Source organism: Acinetobacter sp. T_3_1 (genome assembly GCF_025377055.1).
Taxonomy (GTDB): domain Bacteria; phylum Pseudomonadota; class Gammaproteobacteria; order Pseudomonadales; family Moraxellaceae; genus Acinetobacter; species Acinetobacter kookii.
This window is the reverse complement of sequence record NZ_JACHVD010000009.1, coordinates 43,590-66,211: the sequence shown is the minus strand read 5'-3', so window position 1 is coordinate 66,211 and position 22,622 is coordinate 43,590. Positions and strand designations below refer to the sequence as shown.

Here is a 22,622-nt window from a genome sequence, read left to right as displayed (position 1 = left end):
AAAATTTCATACATAAATGACCCAAATGAACTTGAAAAAATTAGCTTAAATACCCATATTATAATTAAGGTTTATATTTAACTTTAATTATATTAGTTCTTGAAATTTAAAAATATTTTTTAAAAATATTATTGAAAAATATCAAACCATTCCCATCTTTTATCCAAGTACAAAATTTGTTGTGAGGAAAATAAGAATGCGTTTTGAAAAATTTACAAACCGCTTGCAGCAAGCTCTATCAGATGCTCAATCTCTGGCCATGGGTAAAGACCATACTGCCATCGCGGGTATCCATATTTTATCGGTGCTACTGGAAGAGCCTGCCAATATCAGCCTGTTTCAGCAAGCCGGGGCAAATCTACGTGATCTGCAAACCAAAGTGCAGCAAGCATTAAATGATGCACCGACCATTGCCAATCCGACTGGAGATATCAACCTTAATCCTGAAGCAGTACGCGCTTTGAATCTGGCAGACAGTTATGCCCAAAAAGCCGGAGATGAATTCTTATCTACCGACTGGGTGCTACTCGCTTTGGCGGAAACCGGTGCAACCAAAACTTTACTCAACAATGTCGGCGTAACCAGTGAAAGTTTACGCAAAGCGATTGAAAAAATTCGAGGTGACGAAAAAGTCATGAGTAATACCCATGAAGATCAACGTGATTCACTCAATAAATACACCATAGACTTAACTGAACGCGCCATGTCCGGCAAACTGGATCCGGTGATTGGGCGAGATGAAGAAATCCGACGTACCATTCAGGTGTTGTCACGTCGTACCAAAAACAATCCGGTACTGATTGGTGAACCTGGTGTAGGTAAAACGGCGATTGTTGAAGGTTTGGCACAGCGTATTGTTAATGGTGAAGTTCCAGAAGGCCTGAAAGGTAAACGCGTTTTATCTTTGGACTTGGGTTCATTGCTGGCGGGTGCAAAATATCGCGGTGAGTTTGAGGAACGCTTAAAAGCTGTTCTGAAAGACCTGGCCAAACATGAAGGCGAAATCATCCTGTTCATTGATGAGTTGCATACCCTGGTGGGCGCAGGTAAGGGTGAGGGTGCCATGGATGCAGGCAATATGCTGAAACCTGCATTGGCCCGTGGTGAGCTGCGCTGTGTAGGTGCAACCACGCTGGATGAATATCGTCAGTTCATTGAAAAAGATGCCGCACTGGAACGCCGTTTCCAGAAAGTATTGGTGGATGAACCAAGCGTTGAAGATACCATTGCAATTCTGCGTGGCTTAAAAGAAAAATATGCGACCCATCACGGGGTGCAAATTCTGGATTCAGCCATTATTGCTGCTGCGAAAATGTCTCACCGTTACATCACTGACCGTCAATTGCCGGATAAAGCCATTGATTTGATTGATGAAGCTGCTTCGCGGATTAAAATGGAAATTGACTCCAAACCTGAACCACTCGACCGCTTGGACCGCCGTTTAATCCAGTTGAAGATGCAGTTGGAAGCGGTGAAGCAGGATGAAGATTCAGGCAGCAAAGCAGAAGTTTCACATCTGGAAAAACAGATTGCCGAAGTGCAGAAAGAGTACAGTGATCTGGAAGAACAGTGGATTGCTGAAAAACGGCTGGTTGAAGGCACCAGTCAGGCGCAAGTGGAACTGGACAAAGCACGTACCGCATTCGAAAAAGCCCAGCGTGAAGGTGACTTGGCAGAAGCCAGCCGTTTGCAATACGGGGTGATTCCTGAATTGCAAAAACGTCTCGCTGCTGAAGAAGTCGCAGAGGAAAACGGTGAGGAACCGAAACTGATCCGTACCAAAGTCACTGAAAACGAAATTGCCGAAGTGGTCAGTGCTGCAACGGGTATTCCAGTTGCGAAAATGCTGCAAGGTGAGCGCGAAAAACTGCTGCATATGGAAGAATTCCTGCATAGCCGTGTGGTTGGGCAGGATGAAGCTGTGGTGGCTGTATCCAATGCGGTGCGCCGTTCACGTGCAGGCTTGTCTGACCCGAACCGTCCAAGTGGTTCGTTCCTGTTCCTCGGCCCAACCGGGGTAGGTAAAACCGAACTGACCAAAGCCTTGGCCAACTTCCTGTTCGACAGTGATGATGCCATGGTGCGTATTGACATGAGTGAATTCATGGAGAAGCATTCGGTCAGCCGTCTGGTGGGTGCGCCTCCGGGATACGTCGGCTATGAAGAAGGCGGTATCTTGACTGAAGCGGTACGCCGAAAGCCTTATAGTGTGGTGTTGTTCGATGAGGTTGAGAAAGCGCATCCAGATGTGTTTAACATCTTGCTGCAAGTACTGGATGATGGTCGTTTAACTGACTCGCAAGGCCGTGTAGTGGACTTTAAAAATACGGTGATTGTGTTGACTTCCAATCTGGGTTCACAAGATGTTCGTGAATTGGGCGATAACGCATCCGATGATGAAGTTCGTGCAGTGGTAATGGGTGCTGTATCTCAACACTTCCGTCCGGAATTTATTAACCGTATTGATGAGTTGGTTGTGTTCCATTCACTGAAAAAAGCGCAAATTCGTGGTATTGCCGACATCCAGTTGGAGCGTTTACGTGAACGTTTAAGTGAAAAAGATATGAGACTTACAGTGGATGACAGTGCGTTTGATCAGTTGATTGAAGCTGGTTTTGATCCAGTGTACGGTGCTCGTCCATTGAAACGTGCCATTCAGCAGCAAATTGAAAATACCTTGGCTCAAAAAATCCTGGGTGGTGAATTTATCCCAGGAGATACCATTCATGTTAAGGGTGAAAATGGTCATCTCGAGTTCGAGAAAATGAAATTAAGTTAGTTACTTGTATTTACTAAAAGATAAAAATTGAGAAAAACCTGGCTTCGGCCGGGTTTTTTATTGATTCGCGTTTATCATTTTCTTGTGAAGTTCATCTGACTTTATTTGATTTCTCAACTTTTTAAACGCTAAAATGGCGACGCTTTATATAAATACACTTGTATAAAAAAGCAGTTAAAACAAAAACAATATCACCTTCCAAAGAGAAGGTTACACATGGAATAGTAATCATGATCGAATTTAAGCTGATTCGTCTGCTCAAAAATGAGTCCTATAGTGCATATAAGAAATGCAGCCAGGTAACAGTCCAAGAACTCAAGCGTATGTATGGTATTTATCAAAAATATTATGCCAATACACGTTATGAAATTTTTGAATGTGACTTTTTAGAAAAAACCGGCGTTTTCCTTATTTTTGAACCTAAAAACAAACAAATTGTTGGCTTTTCTACCGTTTCAGTCCGGTGATTACCACGGGTTCTGGCTTAATTCGCTATGTCATTGATGATGAACTGGAAGTGGTGGATTTTTATCAAGCTATTCCATGTTTCCGCTTTTTAGGCCGGAAAATGACGGTGGATTTGGTGGGTGAAAAACTGGATCATAGCGTGGCGGTCAAAGTTCTGGCAGAGTTTAGGCAAGAGGATTATTTACCCATCAGTATTTTGGGTATTGAGCATTGCAATAAGAAAAAGCCATATTACATTATGTTGAGTGAAAAAAATATTCATAAACAACCCAGTGCTGCTGCTTTAGATCAACGCTTAAAAGAAAATTTTCATTATGAGTTGGCGCGTAGTGCACTGTGTCATCCTGAACACATTGATGTATTTGCCAGCCTGATTTTTCATGCCCAGCAGCAAACAAAATTACGCCACAAATAGGCATATTGTATTACTTTGGCCAACAACGATCCAAGAATTGGTTGGATGAACAATACCAGCTCGCATGTCATTCAAGCCAAACACTATTTCCATAGTTTTAAAGCCTGTCCCTATACGACCTTTGATCGAAGTAAAATCAGTTATTTCGAACCGGGACGGATTTGACACGTTCAGCAGCATTTAAAAGTAAATATAGATTCCCTCAACATGCAATGTGATTTGGGGATCTAACTGTTTGAAAAATTACACTAATTTTATTTTTTTAACATATACTCGTCTACAAAATAAGCAAAAAACGAGACATATGATGTCAAAATTGATTTGGGGTTTGGGAAGTATCGTTGTATTGGCGACTACAGTCATAGGCGGCAAATTATATGCAGATAAGAGTCTAAATTCGTATTATCAACAGAATCAAAAATCCAATTTAATGTCGATTCAATATCATAATTTTAATATGGGCGCGATGCAGGGCTCTGCAGACTGGGTTGCTGAATTCACCATTGATCCCTGTAAACCCAAAGATGTGCTGATTCTGAACGGGACCGATGCAATTAAACGCAGCTGGAATGGCTATCACATTGAATCGCAAATTCGCCTCAAGCAAGGCAATGAAATCTTTCAAGGTTTATTGAAAAAGCCTTTAACAGCTCAAACCAGAATTGACTGGTTGGGTGTCATTCATTCATCTTTAACCACACCGATGTATGAAAAAAATGGGGCAGATATGCAAACTCGAATTGAGCCGATGACGTTTAAATTGGATGCAAAATCTAAAGCCGACCAACTGGATGTGCTTAAGCTCAAATTCCAGATTCCCGGTATGACAGTGAATGATAAATTGGGGCATGTGCAAATGCGTGATTTAGAATTCGAGACCAATCAGGGCTTAAATTCTGTTTTAGATCAAGGGAAAACCCGATTAAATATTGCTTCTATTCAGCGAACCGATCGAAATGTACAGCAATTCGGCAGTGGAGAATTGAAAGACTTTGCAGTGCTTGTGAATACAGGAGTAGATGAGCACAAGGTCAATTTTGATACCCAGGTTAAAATTGGTGAAATGCGTCTGCATAACATTCCAAGTTTTCGCGATTTCCAGATGAATATGAGCCTGAAAGCCCTGAACAGGCAGAAAACACAGGCTTTCCTGGATTTACTGGAAAAAAATTCTGAAGTCTGCGGAACGAAAAAAGAATTGAGTCAAGATCTGATGAATAGTTTTCTGGCTATTGTGAACGACGGCTTTAGTTTTGAATCGCAGAATAATCAAATCAAGGCGGGTGAAGGATATGCCAAGGCGAACCTGACCGGCAAGGTTATGCCAGGACACCAATCTTCTTTTGAAAGCTTGGTTAAAATGGCACCCAATCTGGTCGAATACCAGGCCAATGTTGAATACGATAAACAGATCATGAAAACCATCATGAAAAATTATTTACAACAGGGTGGTAAAACCTTATCCGATCAGGAACTGGAACAAATGCTGAATGGTATGCAGCAGTCGCTGCAAGCGAAAGGGGAAGGCGATATCTTAAAAATCGGCATTGAATATAAATACGGTGAAAAGAAATTTTTAAATTAACACATGTAAAAACAAAGGCTGCCAGATCGGCAGCCTTTTTAGTTAGTGCATTATCCGAAATGCATTAGCCATTTTGTGGATGCTGAATTTTCCAGGCACGGTGGATTTTGGTATTACGCTTGAAGTCCGGGCCAATGGTTTCATTGGTAATTTCCTGAACATCAAAGAACGCCAGAATTTCCTCATCCATCTCGAAACCACGATAATTATTCGAGAAGTATAAGGTTCCTTCTGTGGTCAGGCGGTTCATGGCACGCTTGATCAGGGACAAATGGTCACGTTGCACATCGAAGGTGCCATGAAACTTTTTCGAATTCGAGAAGGTTGGTGGATCGATAAAAATCAGGTCATATTGTTCATGACCTTCTTTCAGCCATTCAAAACAGTCGCTGGCAAAGAACTGGTGCTGCTCATCGGCATGATCCACAGTCAAACCGTTCAAGACAAAGTTTTCTTTGGACCAGTTCAGGTAAGTGTTGGATAAGTCGACACTGGTGGTACTTGCAGCGCCACCTAAAGCAGCATGCAGGCTTGCTGTAGAGGTATAACTATACAGGTTGAGAAAATGCTTGCCTTTGGCTTCTGCTGCAATACGCAAACGCATTTGACGATGATCCAGGAACAGGCCGGTATCCAGGTAATCAGTCAGGTTAACTAAAATTTTGGCTTTGCCTTCCTGTACGATAAAGCGTTTAGAAGCAGTACTCTGTTTGGTGTACTGGCTTTTACCTTCCTGGCGTGCGCGGGTCTTAATGAAAATGGCATCTCGTCCTAAACCGGTCACCGCACGAATGGCTTGCAAGGCTAAGTTAAAACGCTTTTTAGCTTTTTCGGGGTCAATCGATTTCGGTGGGGCATATTCCTGTACATGCAGGCGATCACCATACAAATCCACTGCAATGTTAAAATCTGGCAAGTCGGCATCATATAAACGCAAACAGAAAATATTTTCTTTAACCGCCCATTTTTTTAGATTTTGCATGTTTTTTTGCAGACGGTTGGTAAAGTCCTGTGCGCCTTCAATCGGCTCGAACTGTTGTGGCTGCCAGTTTGCCAAGAACGGTTCTGATACGGCAGCCGGTTTGATGGTGCCGAAACGTACATAAATTGGCAGTTTACCATTCATCAGACGCAGAATTTGCGGTTCATTGAATGCCAGCACGTCGGCTTGTTCAACCTGTGCCGCGATCACGGCTGCATACTGATTCGGGAAGTTCTTTTGTAACAGGGCAGACAAGCCTAAATATAAGGCACGGTTAGAGGCTTTATCTCCTAAACGCTCACCATAAGGCGGGTTGGTGACAATAAATGAGGTTTTGCCTTCAGCCTTGAAATCCGGCCAGTCTGCAAGTGTACGCTCTTCAATTTTGATATGGTCGAGCAATGCTTCAAAGCCTGCCGCAATAATATTTTTCTTGGTGGCTTTCACCGCTTCCCAGTCGGCATCATAGGCATAAAATTGCGGTAAAGGCTGTTGCAATGCTGTTTGATGACGTTCTGCGGCTTCTGCTTTAATCGACATCCACAATTCATGGTCATGTCCATTCCAGCCATTAAAACCAAAACGACGTACCAGACCCGGAGCACGGTCGGTCAGCATCATCAATGATTCAATGATAAAAGTCCCTGAACCGCACATTGGATCTAAAATAATGTCTGGCTTACGCTGTTTTAATTTGGCTTTTTGCAGAATGGCGGCTGCCAGATTTTCTTTAATCGGGGCATCGGTCATGTAATGACGATAACCACGCTTATGTAAAGAATCACCGGATAAATCCAGGCAATAGGTGTGTGCAGTTTTACCGGCAAGCACATAGAGGGTAATTTCTGGCTGCTTGATGTCGATGCTTGGACGTTTGCCCACCGCTTCCATAAAGGAATCCACCACACCATCTTTTACCCGTAAAGTGGCAAATTGTGTATTGACCTTAATTTCGCGTTCTACATGTAAACGGATGGCAAATGTACTTTGTGGTGCGAAAATGAGCGACCAGTCAAAGTTGATTGCACCTTCATAGAGCTCTTCTGCTACATCACGCGCGTCGTGGGTAAATTCAAGTTCATGCGTATGAATGGGTGTTAATACACGTGAAGCCAAACGGGACCACATGCAAATACGGTATGCATCTGCCAATGTGCCTTTGAAAATTAAACGGCCCGGTAAACGTTCAATATTTTGAACACCCAAACCTTCCAATTCTTCTTGGAGTAAGGTTTCAAGACCATCTGCACAGGTGACCCAGTAATTGCTTAAACGTGAAGAGGTATTCATAAAATAGAGAGACCGAAAAAAATAAAATAAAAACTTGCATAAGTTTAACTTATTTTAGGGCTGAAAACTTTTTATATTTTTAAAACTTCAAGCGATTTATGTCGATGTATTAATTATAAAAAGCTCTAAATGTTGGAATAAAAAGCCAATTGAAAATTTAGGGGATATGTAAAATTACATGGCGCTTCCAAGTGAATTTTAAAGTTTAATGTATGGATTTTATTAAGGGTAAATTATGAATATTACAGCAAAAAAGGATGATATTTTTTCAGTCGCGACATTGTTATATGCACGCTTAAGGAAAGTGAATAGCCGGGTTATTGATGTCATGTATTTAATGCAGGATCGTTCCTATGCACATCATGTGGTCACACTGGCACTTGAGACCAAGGATGCAGAACTTGCAAGCTATGTAGAACGTTTGCGTGTTCTTTTAGATTTACAAGAGGATCATGATCTTATAAATGGAGAAGACCAACAGATTCTGCTTTCTAAGGAAAACAAGACCAATAAAAAAGCGCTTGACGAAGGTCATGTAAGTTTTAGCCTATTCTAAAATATAATAAAAACATTATTTTAAGTGAGCTCATATGTTGAATCATGTGGGCTTTTTTTATATTGGTACGGATATTGCAGCATAGCCCGGTGAGGCTGCTTGATCATCAAGGAGAGCACTTGATGCCTCACTTTCTTTTTTAGAGATGGGAATGACAAATGTCAGAAAGTGTAATCATTACAAATGAAACTTTTTCAGTGGCAACACTTATTTATGCACGGTTAAGACGGGTATCAGGGCGCGTGATTGATGCAAGCTATCTTACAGAGAACGTTGAATATGCCGAACATGTGATGGCAATGGCGAAACAGACGCAAGACCCTGAATTACTTCGCCTGGTTGAACGCCTGACGAAAGTGCTGGGATTAAAAGTGGATGAAGAACCGGTAAATGAAATTCAGTTCACGCAACATGTAGACTTAATTTCGGTTGAACCCACCCAAGAAGACATAGAGCGTGCACAAGGGGCTAACCGCTACATTGGGGCTCTCCGTTAGTTGCCTGGGGTAACTCGGAGCTGGACTGGGTTACCTGTTTTTATTTTTAAAATCAGATGGCTAAATCATTGAATGGTCAATTTATGTTATTGAAAAATTAAATGGGAATGATATTTTTTATTTCAAATACCGAGCTGCTTTTTAGACAAGTAAGATCAAGCTGAACTATTTAAATCGCTTAAACTCTGTATAATACGTTGACTTAACGTATAAGGAATCTCTCATGCACTTGGCGGCATTGCATACTCCGAGCCAGATTCAACTCAACCAAGATGGTAACTTAAAACACTTCCTCACCATCGAAGGTCTTTCCAAAGAAACCCTCACAAAAATATTGGACACTGCGCAGTCCTTTTTTAATGACCAAAATCAGCTGATTACCAATAACCTGCTAGAAGGTCGTACGGTAATGAACCTGTTTTTCGAGAACTCTACCCGTACCCGTACCACTTTTGAAGCTGCAGCAAAGCGTCTGTCTGCCAATGTACTCAACATTGATATTGCCCGTTCAAGTACATCTAAAGGCGAAACCCTGCGTGACACGCTGTGGAACCTGGAAGCCATGGCAACCGACATTTTTGTGGTGCGTCATTCATCTTCAGGTGCGCCGCACTTTATTGCCAAAGATGTGTGTCCGAATGTCGCGATTATTAATGCCGGCGATGGCCGTCATGCACATCCAACGCAGGCGATGCTGGACATGCTCACCATTCGCCGTGAAACCAAAAAGAATTTTGAAGATATCAGCATTGCCATTATTGGTGACATTAAGCATTCACGTGTAGCACGTTCAGATGTTGCGGCACTGCAAACTTTAGGTTGTAAAGATATTCGCGTGATTGCGCCAAATACCTTGTTGCCTTATGGTTTTGCTGAATATGGCGAAGATGTCCGTCTATTTAACAACATGGAAGAGGGTATTAAAGATTGTGACGTGATTATTACCCTGCGTATTCAAAACGAACGTATTGATTCGCCAGCGCTATCTTCACAAGCTGAATTTTATAAAATGTACGGCTTGAACAAAGAGCGTCTGGCCTTGGCGAAACCGGATTGTATCGTGATGCACCCGGGTCCCATGAACCGCGGTGTGGAAATCGATTCCAGTATTGCCGATGGTACCCAGTCCGTGATTTTAAATCAGGTGACCAATGGGATTGCGGTACGTATGGCGGTATTGGCGCTGGCAATGCAAGGTCAGTTGCAGGAAAAAGGTTTGTTAGAAGCAGTTGCGGGATAAGGGAAAGTCATGAGTATTGTAAAAATTGAAAATGTACGTGTCTTGGACCCCATCAACAAAACCGACAGCGTACAAACGGTTTATCTTGAAAATGGCAAACTGGTTGCCGAAACTGCCAATGTCAGCGAAGTGATTGACGGGCAAGGTAAGTGGCTGATGCCTACCATGGTGGATCTATGTGCGCGTTTACGCGAACCGGGTCAGCAGCAGCATGGGACCTTAAAATCTGAAGGGAAGGCTGCACGTGAAAACGGTATTCTGCATGTATTTACTCCGCCAGACTCAAAACCGATCGTGCAAGACAATGGTGCACTCATTCATGGTTTGGTTGAAAAAGCCATGCTGGATGGCGGCATTTACCTAGAAGTCATTGGTGCGCAAACTCAAGGTTTGAAAGGCAATCAACCTGCCAATATGGCTGGCTTGAAAAAAGGTGGCTGTACTGCGGTTTCCAATGCCAATGCACCATTTGCCGACGATGATGTGGTGATTCGTACCCTGGAATATGCTGCAGGGCTGAATATGACTGTCGTGTTCTATGCAGAAGAACCACAAATTGCCAAAGATGGCTGTGTACATGAAGGCTTTATCGCTTCACGTCAGGGTTTGCCGATGATTCCAGCTTTGGCAGAAACCGTCGCCATTGCAAAATATCTGCTCATGATTGAAGCCACTGGCGTGCGTGCCCACTTTGGCTTGTTGTCTTGCGGTGCTTCTGTGGAACTGATTCGCATTGCAAAAGCAAAAGGCTTGCCGGTGACTTGCGATGTAGCAATGCACCAGTTACACCTGACCGATCAACTGATTGACGGCTTCAATTCACTCGCACATGTGCGTCCGCCATTACGTTCCGAGCAAGACAAAGAATTGCTGCGTCAGGGTTTGAAAGAGGGCGTCATTGATGCCATTTCGACCCATCATGAACCGCTCAGCAGTTCTGCAAAAATGGCACCATTTGCTGAAACCCAACCGGGCTTTACTGCATTTGATACATTTGTGCCATTTGGACTTCAACTCATTAACGAAGGGTTGTTCAAGCCTTTGGAATGGGTGGAAAAAGTCACCGTTGCACCGGCAAAAGTGGCCAATATGGTAGAGCGCTGGACTGAAGAGGCGGGCTGGGCTTTGCTTGATCCTCAACTGGAATGGACAGTCAGCAAAGAGAGCATTATCTCTCAAGGCAAAAATACGCCACTAATTAACCAAAAAGTGGTTGGTAAAGTGATTAAAACTTTTGCGGCTTAAGCAATCAGATTGTTTTTAAAATATAAGAAAGTCAGCTTCGGCTGGCTTTTTTTGTGACTAAATTGTTATTTTTTAATGATTTTGTTTATAATTGTGTAAACAAAAGAGGGTATTTTAATGAAACTTAACAATAAAACATTTTTCGTACTTATTTCAACATTAGCTTTAGCTGGATGTAATAATCTTTTCTCTAAACATGTGAAATGTGATGATGAATCTGCAACATCTTTGGTAACACAAGTATTACAAGATGATTTGGCCCAATCTCTAGAGCATGAACTAAAAGCCTTGATTAAAAATGGGGCAATTAAAGATTTAGACCCAACAAAACTTAAACTCTCGGCAAAAAATATCCAGTTTGCTTTGTCAGATAGCAGAACTGATTTTATTGATCCAAATAGCCCAAAGACCTCTTGTTCAGTAGATTTAACTGCAACCATTCCATCGGATCTGGTCAAAAAATCTGATCAAGCAAGAGCTAAAGTAGATGTTGTAAGTGTAGAACAGCATGCAAATAATTTAGGTGTAAATTATGAAAATAATAAGGTGCATTTAACACTTGAGTATGTGCTGCAACCTACCGATAAAGGCGATAAAGTTTTAGCATTACTTAAAAATACTTCTGATGTACAAACATTGCTTTCAGAAACTTTAACTTATGCATTTTTAAAACCACAAATTGAAAAAAATCAGATAAGAAATCTGGAAGCAAGTAAAGAAGCTATTCAAAACAATAATGCTAACAATGCAACTTATGATGCAAATTATGAAGCGAATGCAGCTGCAGAGGCGGCCACAGAAGCTGCATATGAAGCTACAGCTGCAGCAGAAGAAGCTTACTACGCTGAATAGACATCATTGATTGTTGAAAATAAAGTTGAATTTAAAAAGGGTAATTATGAGATTTAAATTATTGGCATTGTTGTGCAGTACTTTAGTGGTGTCGGGATGTGACAAAGTACAATCTATTACTGGGGCTTCGGTTAAATGTAATGATGAAACTGCCAAACAGTTAGTTGTTGAAAGTTTTAGCAAGACGGTCAGTGATATTTCTGCAGAACGTGTGAAAGAGTTAATTGATACCGAAAACGTGACCATTGATATGGGGAAATTACGTAGTACTCTTCAACAAATCACGTTTAATGTGAATGATGTGCGTACCAATAATTCAGATCCGAATAGCAAAAAACAGTATTGTGCAACGGAGTTTTTGGTTAAAATTCCAGCGCAAATGATTAAAGATGCAGATGCTGCCCGTGCTGTTTATGATGAAAATAATATTGCTCAAGCGGCTGTATTATCAGACTTGTCATTTGAAGCAAATCAGTTAAAAAAAGAAATTGAATATTTGGTTCAACCTACAGATGATGGCAAGAAAGTTTATGTAACTTTAGAAAATCCAGATGCTCTAGCATATTTTGTGCGAGATATAGCAGTAGATTCCCTAGTTAAAACAGCACGACAAAATGCGGCTGAAGTTGCAAAACAGGAAGAGATGAAACGTGTTGCCGATGAAGAGGCAGCGGCACAGGAGTACCAATCAGTATTAGTTGCGGAAGCAAAAACGAATCTAGATAAAGCGAATGAAAATTTAAATTTGGTTTGGAACTCAACCACAAAAGAAGTGCGTAACCAACTTCTGGATGAGCAACGAATTTGGCTGAAAAAGCGCGAGTTAGAATGTAAATTAGAAAGTTCAAACTCAGATAATCCTGAAATTTATCGACTAAATTGTGAAACGAACATGACCAGCCAGCGTACCAATGAATTACGTCAGAAAATTTACTATTTAGAACCTTAATTCATTTACTGCTAAGCTTTATTAAAGTCAGCTTCGGCTGGCTTTTTTATTGTTGAAAAATAATACTATTCAAATAATACAATTTATTACACTGTCTAAAAAATGAGCGAATAGACTAAAAAAAGACATGATAAGAAGACAATAAGAGGAATAAGCCATGAATCTTAATTTGATTGATTTATTAAAGCAGAAAGTATCTGCAACGGTTTTAGAGGGCGAAACCGAATACCTGAGTGAGAAAAGTCAGGCCTTAAGCAGCTTTCTTCCCATTTTATTATCTATCTTTAAATCTAAACCTGAGTTTATTACAAATTTACAGCAACAATTAAATCCAAGATTGGGCGATATCTTCATCATCAACCCCTCTTTAAAACAGGAATTTTTACAACAGATTTCCGGCACGGTGCCGACCGAAATAATCGAATCAACGTTGAATCGTTCTATAGCACCCACCTTGGGCGTACTGGAAGATGAGGCTGGATCTTCCGATTCCAGTGCGATCACCCATCTGATTGAAAACCATTGGCCAGCAGTATCCAGTGCTTTGCCACACTGGGCTCCCGCACTACTCAGCGCTTTGGGGATGAATACGGCATCGGGACAAACTTTACATCAAGCGCCCCCGGTTGACCCTGATCGGGTACTCGAAGAAAAAAGAAAATCAGGTTTTTTAATTCCCTTGATTGTTTCCCTTGTTTTAGCTGCATTATTGGCATTTATTTTTAAGTCATGTGCAGATAGAACAGAAAGTACTCCAGCCAGTGGTATACCTGCTGAAACCGCGAGTAGTGAGCCGGCAAAACTGCAACTCAGTACCGGTTCGACAGGAGATTTAATTACATGTCAATTATATTCCGGCAATGCCAGCTATATTGAGATTCTGCAGAAAGAGATTAAACAGATTTTTAATCACAACACCGGTTGCGGTGTGGAAAACAATGCCCGCTATCATTCAGAATTTATCGATCAGGATGTCATTCCAACTGTATTGAAAATGGTCAAAGGTGTGCCAAATGCTTCATTAACCTGGATGGGGGATCAGCTTGCTATTCAGACCGCTCATCCGGCGGATGCTGAACAGCTTGCCGCTCAAATTCGTCCCCTGGTAAAAAACATGACTGTGCTGACTCCGGCTGGAATGCAGAGTGCATCCGCAGTTGTAGATCCCGATACTGCCATTGCTACCGGCAATAGCAATGCAGAACAGGCATTGGCGGAAATTAATCCGGATCAGATTCGTGCACTGGATATTGCAACTGCACTCAATATGCAGATTATTAATTTTGATACCGCAAGTGCCGAGATTCCTGATGCCAATAAATCTATTCTGGATCAAGCTGCTGCTTTGATTCAACGCGTGCCACAGGCACATTTAACCGTCAAAGGGCATACAGATGCCGTAGGGAGTGCTGAACAAAATAAGGCATTGTCACAAAAGCGTGCTCAAGCTATTGTAGATTACCTGGTCAAACAGGGCGTGGATCCTGCCCAGTTACAAGCGGTGGGGTATGGTTCGCAACAACCTGTAGCGGATAATGCAACGCCTGAAGGACAGTTTAAAAACCGCCGTATTGAGTTTGAAGTATTAAATACCGAAACGGGAATTGTACGTGCAGTGGATAATGAAGGTGTGGTTGAAAAGAAAGTAAACTAAGATGACTGCGTAACGAAAGAAGGACGAAGATTCGTCCTTCTTTATTTGCAGAATAAACGTAGTGTTTAAGCAGCTACTTTCTGTAAAGCCACACCTGTGACTTTTTGAATCTCATCAAAGCTGACATCGGGTGCCAGTTCGACCAGTTGTACGCCTTGTGGAGTAATATCGAGCACACCCAAGTCGGTAATGATGCGATGGACCACCGCTTTACCAGTGAGCGGTAAACTGCACTGCGATACAATTTTAGGTGTACCATCTTTGGCGCAATGTTCCATCAAGACCACGACTTTTTGTACGCCTGCAACCAAATCCATTGCACCGCCCATGCCTTTAACTTTCTTGCCAGGAATCATCCAGTTGGCCAGATCACCAGTTTCTGAAACTTCCATTGCACCTAAAATGGCGATATTGACATGCCCGCCACGAATCATGGCAAAGGAATCTGCGCTAGAGAAAAAAGCCGCACCTTTACGCGCAGTCACGGTTTGTTTGCCTGCATTAATCAGGTCGGCATCTACTGTTGCTTCAGTCGGAAATTCACCAATGCCAAGCAAGCCATTCTCAGACTGCAGCCAGACATTAATATTTTCAGGAATATAGTTGGCTACCAGTGTTGGTAAGCCAATGCCTAAATTGACATAAAAACCATCTTCTAACTCTTGTGCGGCGCGCTGCGCCATTTGATTACGCGTCCAAGCCATCTGATTAAGCCTCCGCCTTTAAAGTCATTTGTTCGATACGTTTTTCTGGAGTTGCATTCAGTACAATACGATTCACATAAATCCCTGGGAGGTGAATCTCATCGGGGTCTAAATCGCCAATCTCTACAATTTCCTCAACCTCTGCAATGGTGATTTTGCCTGCCATGGCACAGACTGGATTAAAGTTTTGGGCAGTTTTACGGAAGATCAAATTGCCGGCTGTATCGGCTTTGTAGGCTTTGACCAGTGCTACATCTGCCGTTAAAGATTCTTCTAAAATATACTCTTTGCCCTTAAATTCTCGGACTTCTTTGCCTTCTGCAATTAAGGTGCCGACACCAGTTTGGGTAAAGAAAGCCGGAATGCCCGCACCGCCAGCACGTAATTTTTCTGCCAATGTGCCTTGTGGAGTGAGTTCAACCTCTAATTCTCCATTTAAAAACTGGCGTTCAAATTCTTTGTTTTCACCGACATAAGATGAAATCATTTTTTTGATTTGTTTGGTTTCGAGTAACAGTCCTAAACCAAAACCATCGACACCAGCGTTATTAGAAATACAGGTCAGTTGTTTCGCACCTGTAGCTTTTAGCGCAGCAATCAGGGATTCAGGAATACCACATAAACCAAAACCGCCAACTGCCAAGGTCTGTCCATCCTGAACCACGCCATTTAATGCAGCTTGTGCGCTGTCATATACCTTATTGGACATTTGTCACCTCTATTTATTCTCTACCTGGCATTCACTTGCCGTTGAATTTGTTGTAATACGTGTTACCTGTGTGCCCAAGCTTATTTAGGCCTACGATGCTTTAGGCACAGGCCTTTTGCCAGTAGGCATTGGCATAGTTAGATGGATTGTTGCGCTGTAATACTTCGCTGATGTTACGGCTTGCCTGCATTAAAGCATCGACCTGAATACCCGTTTCAAAGCCCATATTGGAGAGTAGGTAATACAAATCCTCAGTCGAGACATTGCCCGAAGCACCTTTGGCATAGGGGCAACCGCCCAAACCTGCAATGGATGAATCAAATACCCGAATGCCTTGTAGTAAAGACTGATAAATATTGGCAATCGCCATACCGTAGGTATTGTGGAAATGACCTGCCAGAACTTTGGCATCAACTTGCGCCAAGCACGCTTCCCAGACTTTTTGCACACGGTCAGGGGTTGCGGTGCCAATGGTTTCACCCAAAGACACTTCATAACAGCCCATGTCCAATAACTGCTGTGTGACTTTAGCGACTTGTTTTGGGTCAATTGCACCTTCATAAGGGCAGTCCACCATACAAGACACATAACCACGTACTTGAATATCATGTGCTTTGGCTAGGCGCATCACATCGCTAAACTTTTCCAGACTTTCATCAATCGAGCAGTTGATGTTTTTTCGGGTAAAGCTTTCTGAAGCTGCGGTAAACACAGCAACCTCTTTGCAACCCACCGCCAAAGCCGACTCAAAACCTTTTAAGTTTGGAGTCAGTAAACTGAATTGAATGTTTGGATCTTGTGGCAGGCTAGCAAACAGCACGTCGCTGTCTGCCATTTGCGGAACCCATTTGGCTGAAACACATGAACCAACTTCGATGTTTTTCAAACCCGTTTGCATTAAATCCAGAATCAGGTTTTTGCGGTCTGCCAAAGTGAGTGGTGTTTTCTCATTTTGCAGACCATCACGTGGGCCGACTTCTACAATTTTGACAAATTCAGTCATGCAACTTCCTCCGTCAATGCTTCAAATTCAACCAGTTCATCGCCAGCTTTGACCTGATCGCCTGCCTGGAAATATGAACTTGCCACAATGCCATCGAAAGGCGCACGAATTGAATATTCAATTTTCATGGCTTCAAGGGTCATCAGCACATCATCTTTTTTCACGCGGGCATTGGCCGCCACCAGGACTTGGGTAATCACACCCGGCATTGGCGCAGTCAGGTTATTTTCTGCGCCTTGTTCATCCTGCTGCTGATAATCTGACTTAATGTAATCGAAGCTATGCGTTTGACCATTATGGAACAGGGTAATACCATTTTCATTCTGGCTAAAAGCCAGTTTTTGCTGTTTGGCATTCAGTTGCAGCGCTAAAGTGTGCGCATCAATAAACTGACCCTGAACTGGAAATTGCTGACCGTTATAGTGGGCAACAAAGCCCTGATCTTGAGTATTGAACTGAACTTTAAGCGTAATACTATTACGTTGTAATTGTACTGTATGTGCATTTTGCTGATTCAGACGCCAGAAAGACTTCTGCTGCCAGACTGAATTATTTGCAACCGGGTTTTGAGCCTGGCGTGTTAGCAGCTCAATTAGTGCAGCACTGATCACCAGTTCAGCATTGATTTCTGCAGAAGGCTTCAGTAAAAATGCTTCTTCACGTTGAATCAGGCCTGTGTCTAAATTGGCATTTTTAAAGGAATCACACAGTACCAAGCGATCCAGGAAGGCAATATTGTTGCCTAAACCATCGACATGGAACTGACCCAAAGCATGATGCATTTGTGTTAATGCAGCTTCACGGTTTTTGCCCCAGACAATCAGTTTGGCAATCATTGGGTCGTAGTAGGTACTGATTTCATCACCTTCGACAATCCCGCTATCAACCCGTACTGCGTCATTTTGCTCTGGATAATGTAGATAGCTGATTTGACCAATGGCAGGAATAAAACCTTTTTCTGGTTCTTCGGCATAGACACGTGCTTCAAGGGCATGACCATGAATCTGCAATTCATGCTGCTGTTTTGGCAATGGCTCACCAAAGGCAACCCGCAACTGCCATTCTACAAGATCTTGCCCTGTAATCATTTCAGTGACAGGGTGTTCTACTTGAAGACGGGTATTCATTTCCATGAAATAAGCGGTGCCGTCTTGTTCGACAATAAACTCTACCGTACCCGCACCGACGTAATCGACCGCACGTGCGGCATCAATGGCAGCTTGGCGCATGGCTTCAAGTTTATTTTCTGGCATTTTTGGCGCAGGTGCTTCTTCAAGTACTTTTTGATGACGACGCTGCACTGAGCAATCGCGCTCAAATAAATGCACGTAATTGCCATGGGTATCTCCAAAAACCTGTACTTCAATATGACGTGGCTGAATCACATAGCGTTCAATCAGCACATCTTCATTACCAAAGCTGGAACGTGCTTCACTTTTACATGAAGCAAGTAAGCTGAGAAAGTCTTCACTGCGTTCCACCAAGCGCATGCCTTTACCACCACCGCCAGCACTGGCTTTAATGAGGACAGGATAGCCAATTTGATCGGCTTGTTGTTTTAAGAATGCTGCATCTTGATTGCTGCCATGATAGCCCGGAGTTAGCGGCACACCTGCTTTTTCCATCAAGGCTTTAGAGGTCGCCTTTAGACCCATTGCTAAAATGGCTTCAACTGGCGGGCCAATAAAAACAATATTGTTGTCCTTACAGGCCAGTGCAAACTGGTCATTTTCAGACAGGAAGCCATAGCCCGGGTGAATGGCTTGTGCCCCTGTGCTTTTGGCTGCCTGAATAATACGATCAACTTGCAAATAACTTTGTGCTGCAGGAGATTCACCGATATAAATGGCTTCATCTGCCAGTTTGACATGTTGTGATTGCGCATCGGCATCTGAATAGACGGCGACCGTGGCAATCCCGAGTTTTTTTGCCGTACGAATCACACGGCAGGCAATTTCACCACGGTTGGCAATTAAAATCTTTTCAAACATAGTGCGATCCTTCTTTTATTCTGCCGTGGTCTTGATCCAAGCCGGGCTTTGTTTATTCAAAAATGCATTTAAGCCATTTTTCGCCTCATCTCCTTGGCGAACATGCGCAATATGCTGTGCAGTTTGTTGCAATAAGTCTTCGGTTAAAACTTGATGATTGACAATCTGAATCAGTTGCTTAGAGGCATGTTGCGCCTCTGGGCCACCCAGCAGTAAGGCTTGCACAATGTCATCAATTTTACTGTCTAAGTCTTCGGCTGAAGTGACTTCATGCGCCAAGCCAATTTGCTGTGCCTGTTCTGCAGAAATACGCTCTGCCGTTAAAAAGTAACGTGATGCTTGACGTGCGCCAATCGCACGAATGACATAAGGACTAATGGTGGAAGGGGCGAGTCCTAAGCGTACTTCAGAGGTTGCAAACTTTGCATCGGTGCTGGCAACGCAAATATCACAGGCAGAGGCCAAACCCATACCGCCACCAAAGGCAATGCCATGTACACGGGCAATGGTCGGTTGCTTTAAAGTTGCCAAACTTTGCAGCATTTTCGCCAGTTTCAGGGCATCGGCTTGATTTTCTGCCTCAGAGGCTTGACCTGCCTGTTTCATCCAGTTCAGGTCAGCACCTGCAGAAAAACTTTTGCCACGTCCTGCCAAAATTACCACCCGAATATCATCGCGGGTATTGAGTGCCTGAAAGCAGGCGTGTAATTCTTCAATCACCTGTGTATTGAAAGCGTTATGCAATTCCGCACGATTAATCCAAACCGTTGCCACTTGGTTGTGCTGTTCGAGTTGTAAAAATTGATAATCCATTTTGTCACCTCTTACATGCGGAACACGCCAAATTTGGTCGGTTGGATGGGTGCATTCAGGGCAGCGGCTAAACTTAATGCCAAAACTTCGCGCGACTGTGCTGGATCAATCACACCGTCATCCCATAAACGCGCAGAAGCATAATATGGATGACCTTGACGCTCGTATTGATCACGAATCGGCTGTTTAAATTGGTCTTCTTCTTCTGCAGACCAGTTACCGCCTTTGGCTTCAATCTGATCGCGTTTTAAAGTTGAAAGTACACTCGATGCTTGTTCGCCACCCATCACCGAAATACGTGAGTTTGGCCATGTCCACATAAAGCGTGGTGAATAAGCACGACCACACATGCCGTAGTTACCTGCACCAAAAGAACCGCCAATCACCAAAGTCAGTTTAGGCACATTGGCTGTAGCAACCGCCATCACCAGTTTGGCACCATTTTTGGCAATGCCTTCATTTTCATATTGGCGTCCAACCATGAAGCCCGTGATATTTTGAATAAATAACAGGGGAATGTTGCGTTGGGTGCACAGCTCAATAAAGTGTGCGCCTTTTTGTGCCGACTCGGAAAATAAAATACCGTTGTTCGCGATAATTCCGACAGGCATACCATACAGTTTGGCAAAACCTGTAATCAAGGTGGTACCAAAACGTGCTTTGAATTCATCAAAACGTGACCCATCGACAATACGGGCAATCACTTCACGTACATCAAACGGTTTACGTGCATCGGTTGGAACAATGCCATACAGCTCAGAGGCATCGAATAACGGTGCTTCTACATTTTCTGGTAACGGATTCGGCTTTTTGTTTAAGTTCGCCACGATGTTGCGGGCAATGGCTAAGGCGTGCTCATCATTTTCTGCCAGATGGTCTGCTACACCTGAAAGGCGAGTGTGTACATCGCCACCACCTAAGTCTTCGCTGCTGACCACTTCACCGGTTGCGGCTTTAACCAACGGCGGGCCGCCTAAGAAAATGGTACCCTGATTACGCACAATAATGGTTTCATCCGACATGGCAGGGACATATGCACCGCCTGCGGTACAGCTTCCCATGACGACGGCAATTTGGGCAATGCCCATGCTCGACATACGGGCTTGGTTGTAAAAAATGCGTCCAAAATGATCACGGTCTGGAAAGACTTCATCTTGCAACGGCAAATATGCACCGCCTGAATCGACCAGATAAATACAGGTGAGGTGATTCTGTTCGGCAATTTCCTGTGCGCGTAAATGCTTTTTCACCGTGAGTGGGTAGTAAGTCCCGCCTTTCACGGTGGCATCGTTGGCAATGATCATACAGGTCACACCATTGACCTGACCCACGCCTGCAACGACGCCCGCAGCAGGAACATCATCCTGATAGACCTGATAAGCGGCCAACTGACCAATTTCAATAAATGCAGTACCCGGATCAATCAGATGGTCAATCCGTTCACGCGGCAGTAATTTGCCACGGTCTAAATGTTTTTGGCGTGCAGTTTCACCACCACCCAAAGCAATTTTTTGAACTTTTTCTCTGAGGTCATCGACTAGGCTTTGCATCGCAGCTTGGTTGTTTTTGAACTCATCGCTGCGAATATTAATTTTGCTCTGTAATTGATTCATGCCAACATCCTTGTCTATTCTTGTGATTTATTTTTAGGCAGTTTCGTTAAACAGTTCACGACCAATCAACATACGGCGAATTTCTGAAGTACCCGCACCAATTTCATAGAGTTTGGCATCACGCCATAAACGTCCTGCAGAAAACTCATTGATATAGCCATTGCCGCCCAAGGTTTGAATGGTTTCACCTGCCATCCATGTGGCTTTTTCGGCAGCGTATAAAATGGCACTGGCTGCATCTTTACGTAAACTGCGGCTGTGTTCAGCTTTGTCACATTCTGCGCCAACGGCATAGACCAGTGCTTTACATGCCAACCAAGTCGAATACATATCGGCAATTTTGCCTTGCATAAGCTGGAATTCACCCAATGCCTGACCAAACTGTTTACGTTCATGAATATAAGGAATCACGGTGTCCATGCAGGCATCCATAATGCCCAGTGGTCCTGCACTTAAAACTGCACGTTCATAGTCCAGTCCACTCATCAGCACTTTTGTACCATTGCCAACACCGCCCAAGACGTTTTCTTTTGGTACTTCAACATTGTCAAAGAATAGTGGATAGGTATTTGAGCCGCGCATCCCCAGTTTGTCTAAATGGCTGCCATGACTAAAACCTGGCATGGTTTTTTCAATCAAGAAAGCAGTCATGCCTTTGGCGCCCGCCTGCAAATCAGTTTTGGCATACACCACCAACACATCGGCATCACCGCCATTGGTAATCCACATTTTTGAGCCGTTAAGCAAGTAATGATCGCCTTTGTCTTCTGCTTTTAGCTTCATGCTGACGACATCTGAGCCTGCGTTCGGTTCAGACATTGCCAAAGCGCCGACATAATCGCCTGAAACCAGTTTTGGCAAATAGCGCTGCTTCTGTTCTTCTGTCCCATTTCGCTTAATTTGGTTCACACATAGGTTAGAATGTGCACCGTAAGACAAACCAATGGATGCTGATGCACGAGAAATTTCTTGCATGGCAATGATGTGAGCCAAATAGCCTAAGTTGGTGCCACCGTATTCTTCACTTACGGTTAAGCCAAGTAAGCCCATATCACCAAATTTTTTCCAAAGCTGGGCAGGGAATTCGTTATCACGATCGACCTGTTGTGCAATGGGTGCAATTTCTTTTTTACAAAAAGCAGCGATTGAATCACGCAGTGCGATTAAGGTTTCATCCAAACCGAAGTCTAAGCTTTGTAAATTCATGTATTCATTCATCCTGAGGTTATATTTGTTGTTCCTAAAACAAGCATTGTTGTTGTGCTTAGGTTCTAACA

The 22,622-nt window shown here is 43.2% G+C and carries 19 protein-coding genes; 11 read left to right on the top strand and 8 right to left on the bottom strand.

Going from position 1 to position 22,622, the window contains the following annotated elements; all coding sequences use genetic code 11:
- Window positions 1-196 precede the first annotated feature (196 nt).
- The 4 genes from clpB (at window position 197) to H4I94_RS10230 (ending at window position 5,247) form a co-directional block, all read left to right on the top strand.
- Window positions 197-2,779 carry an ATP-dependent chaperone ClpB gene (gene clpB / locus H4I94_RS10245; RefSeq protein ID WP_092818481.1) on the top strand — a complete coding sequence of 861 codons (2,583 nt, stop codon included), beginning with the start codon at window positions 197-199 and terminating at the stop codon, window positions 2,777-2,779.
- Between the two features lie 230 nt (window positions 2,780-3,009).
- Window positions 3,010-3,246, top strand: a complete 237-nt coding sequence (locus H4I94_RS10240) for a hypothetical protein (protein ID WP_261183033.1) — start codon at window positions 3,010-3,012, stop codon at window positions 3,244-3,246.
- Entirely contained in the window at window positions 3,243-3,662 is a 420-nt protein-coding gene (locus H4I94_RS10235) for a GH3 auxin-responsive promoter family protein (protein WP_261183032.1), read from the top strand. The genes H4I94_RS10240 and H4I94_RS10235 overlap by 4 nt, the downstream gene beginning before the upstream one ends.
- A 307-nt stretch (window positions 3,663-3,969) precedes the next feature.
- Window positions 3,970-5,247: a YdgA family protein gene (locus tag H4I94_RS10230; RefSeq protein ID WP_261183031.1), complete on the top strand. Its 1,278-nt coding sequence runs from the start codon at window positions 3,970-3,972 to the stop codon at window positions 5,245-5,247.
- 64 nt (window positions 5,248-5,311) lie between these two features.
- Here the strand turns inward: H4I94_RS10230 and rlmKL are convergent, their stop codons facing one another.
- Window positions 5,312-7,519 carry a bifunctional 23S rRNA (guanine(2069)-N(7))-methyltransferase RlmK/23S rRNA (guanine(2445)-N(2))-methyltransferase RlmL gene (gene rlmKL, locus H4I94_RS10225; RefSeq protein ID WP_261183030.1) on the bottom strand — a complete coding sequence of 736 codons (2,208 nt, stop codon included), beginning with the start codon at window positions 7,517-7,519 and terminating at the stop codon, window positions 5,312-5,314.
- A 235-nt stretch (window positions 7,520-7,754) separates the two neighbouring features.
- Here rlmKL and H4I94_RS10220 point away from each other — a divergent pair, with 235 nt between their 5' ends.
- The 7 genes from H4I94_RS10220 (at window position 7,755) to H4I94_RS10190 (ending at window position 14,512) form a co-directional block, all read left to right on the top strand.
- Window positions 7,755-8,075, top strand: coding sequence for a hypothetical protein (locus tag H4I94_RS10220; protein WP_092818476.1), 321 nt, complete (start codon window positions 7,755-7,757; stop codon window positions 8,073-8,075).
- Window positions 8,076-8,233: 158 nt separating this feature from the next.
- Window positions 8,234-8,572 (top strand): hypothetical protein, encoded by a 339-nt coding sequence (locus H4I94_RS10215; protein ID WP_092818475.1) that lies wholly within the window; start codon window positions 8,234-8,236, stop codon window positions 8,570-8,572.
- A 223-nt stretch (window positions 8,573-8,795) separates the two neighbouring features.
- Window positions 8,796-9,812, top strand: a complete 1,017-nt coding sequence (locus H4I94_RS10210) for an aspartate carbamoyltransferase catalytic subunit (RefSeq protein ID WP_131272715.1) — start codon at window positions 8,796-8,798, stop codon at window positions 9,810-9,812.
- A gap of 9 nt (window positions 9,813-9,821) precedes the next feature.
- Window positions 9,822-11,057 carry a dihydroorotase gene (locus H4I94_RS10205; RefSeq protein WP_261183029.1) on the top strand — a complete coding sequence of 412 codons (1,236 nt, stop codon included), beginning with the start codon at window positions 9,822-9,824 and terminating at the stop codon, window positions 11,055-11,057.
- Between the two features lie 117 nt (window positions 11,058-11,174).
- Window positions 11,175-11,909: a hypothetical protein gene (locus H4I94_RS10200; RefSeq protein WP_261183028.1), complete on the top strand. Its 735-nt coding sequence runs from the start codon at window positions 11,175-11,177 to the stop codon at window positions 11,907-11,909.
- A gap of 46 nt (window positions 11,910-11,955) precedes the next feature.
- Window positions 11,956-12,858 (top strand): DUF1311 domain-containing protein, encoded by a 903-nt coding sequence (locus H4I94_RS10195; RefSeq protein ID WP_261183027.1) that lies wholly within the window; start codon window positions 11,956-11,958, stop codon window positions 12,856-12,858.
- A 157-nt stretch (window positions 12,859-13,015) separates the two neighbouring features.
- Window positions 13,016-14,512: an OmpA family protein gene (locus H4I94_RS10190; protein WP_261183026.1), complete on the top strand. Its 1,497-nt coding sequence runs from the start codon at window positions 13,016-13,018 to the stop codon at window positions 14,510-14,512.
- A gap of 65 nt (window positions 14,513-14,577) precedes the next feature.
- On the opposite strand, the gene H4I94_RS10185 is transcribed toward H4I94_RS10190, so the two are convergent.
- The 7 genes from H4I94_RS10185 to H4I94_RS10155 all read right to left on the bottom strand — a co-directional run bounded on the left by H4I94_RS10185 (window position 14,578) and on the right by H4I94_RS10155 (window position 22,551).
- Complete coding sequence (locus H4I94_RS10185) at window positions 14,578-15,216, bottom strand: CoA transferase subunit B (RefSeq protein ID WP_092818471.1); 639 nt, start codon at window positions 15,214-15,216, stop codon at window positions 14,578-14,580.
- A 4-nt stretch (window positions 15,217-15,220) separates the two neighbouring features.
- Window positions 15,221-15,925: a CoA transferase subunit A gene (locus H4I94_RS10180; RefSeq protein WP_092818470.1), complete on the bottom strand. Its 705-nt coding sequence runs from the start codon at window positions 15,923-15,925 to the stop codon at window positions 15,221-15,223.
- A gap of 100 nt (window positions 15,926-16,025) precedes the next feature.
- Window positions 16,026-16,928: a hydroxymethylglutaryl-CoA lyase gene (locus H4I94_RS10175; protein WP_092818469.1), complete on the bottom strand. Its 903-nt coding sequence runs from the start codon at window positions 16,926-16,928 to the stop codon at window positions 16,026-16,028.
- Entirely contained in the window at window positions 16,925-18,919 is a 1,995-nt protein-coding gene (locus H4I94_RS10170) for an acetyl/propionyl/methylcrotonyl-CoA carboxylase subunit alpha (protein ID WP_261183025.1), read from the bottom strand. Before H4I94_RS10170 ends, H4I94_RS10175 begins: the two co-directional genes overlap by 4 nt.
- A gap of 15 nt (window positions 18,920-18,934) precedes the next feature.
- A complete protein-coding gene (locus tag H4I94_RS10165; protein WP_261183024.1) occupies window positions 18,935-19,732 on the bottom strand; it encodes an enoyl-CoA hydratase/isomerase family protein in 798 nt (265 codons plus the stop codon).
- 11 nt (window positions 19,733-19,743) lie between these two features.
- Window positions 19,744-21,345, bottom strand: a complete 1,602-nt coding sequence (locus tag H4I94_RS10160; RefSeq protein ID WP_261183023.1) for a carboxyl transferase domain-containing protein — start codon at window positions 21,343-21,345, stop codon at window positions 19,744-19,746.
- Between the two features lie 33 nt (window positions 21,346-21,378).
- Window positions 21,379-22,551 carry an isovaleryl-CoA dehydrogenase gene (locus H4I94_RS10155; protein WP_092818465.1) on the bottom strand — a complete coding sequence of 391 codons (1,173 nt, stop codon included), beginning with the start codon at window positions 22,549-22,551 and terminating at the stop codon, window positions 21,379-21,381.
- Between the last annotated feature and the right edge of the window lie 71 nt (window positions 22,552-22,622).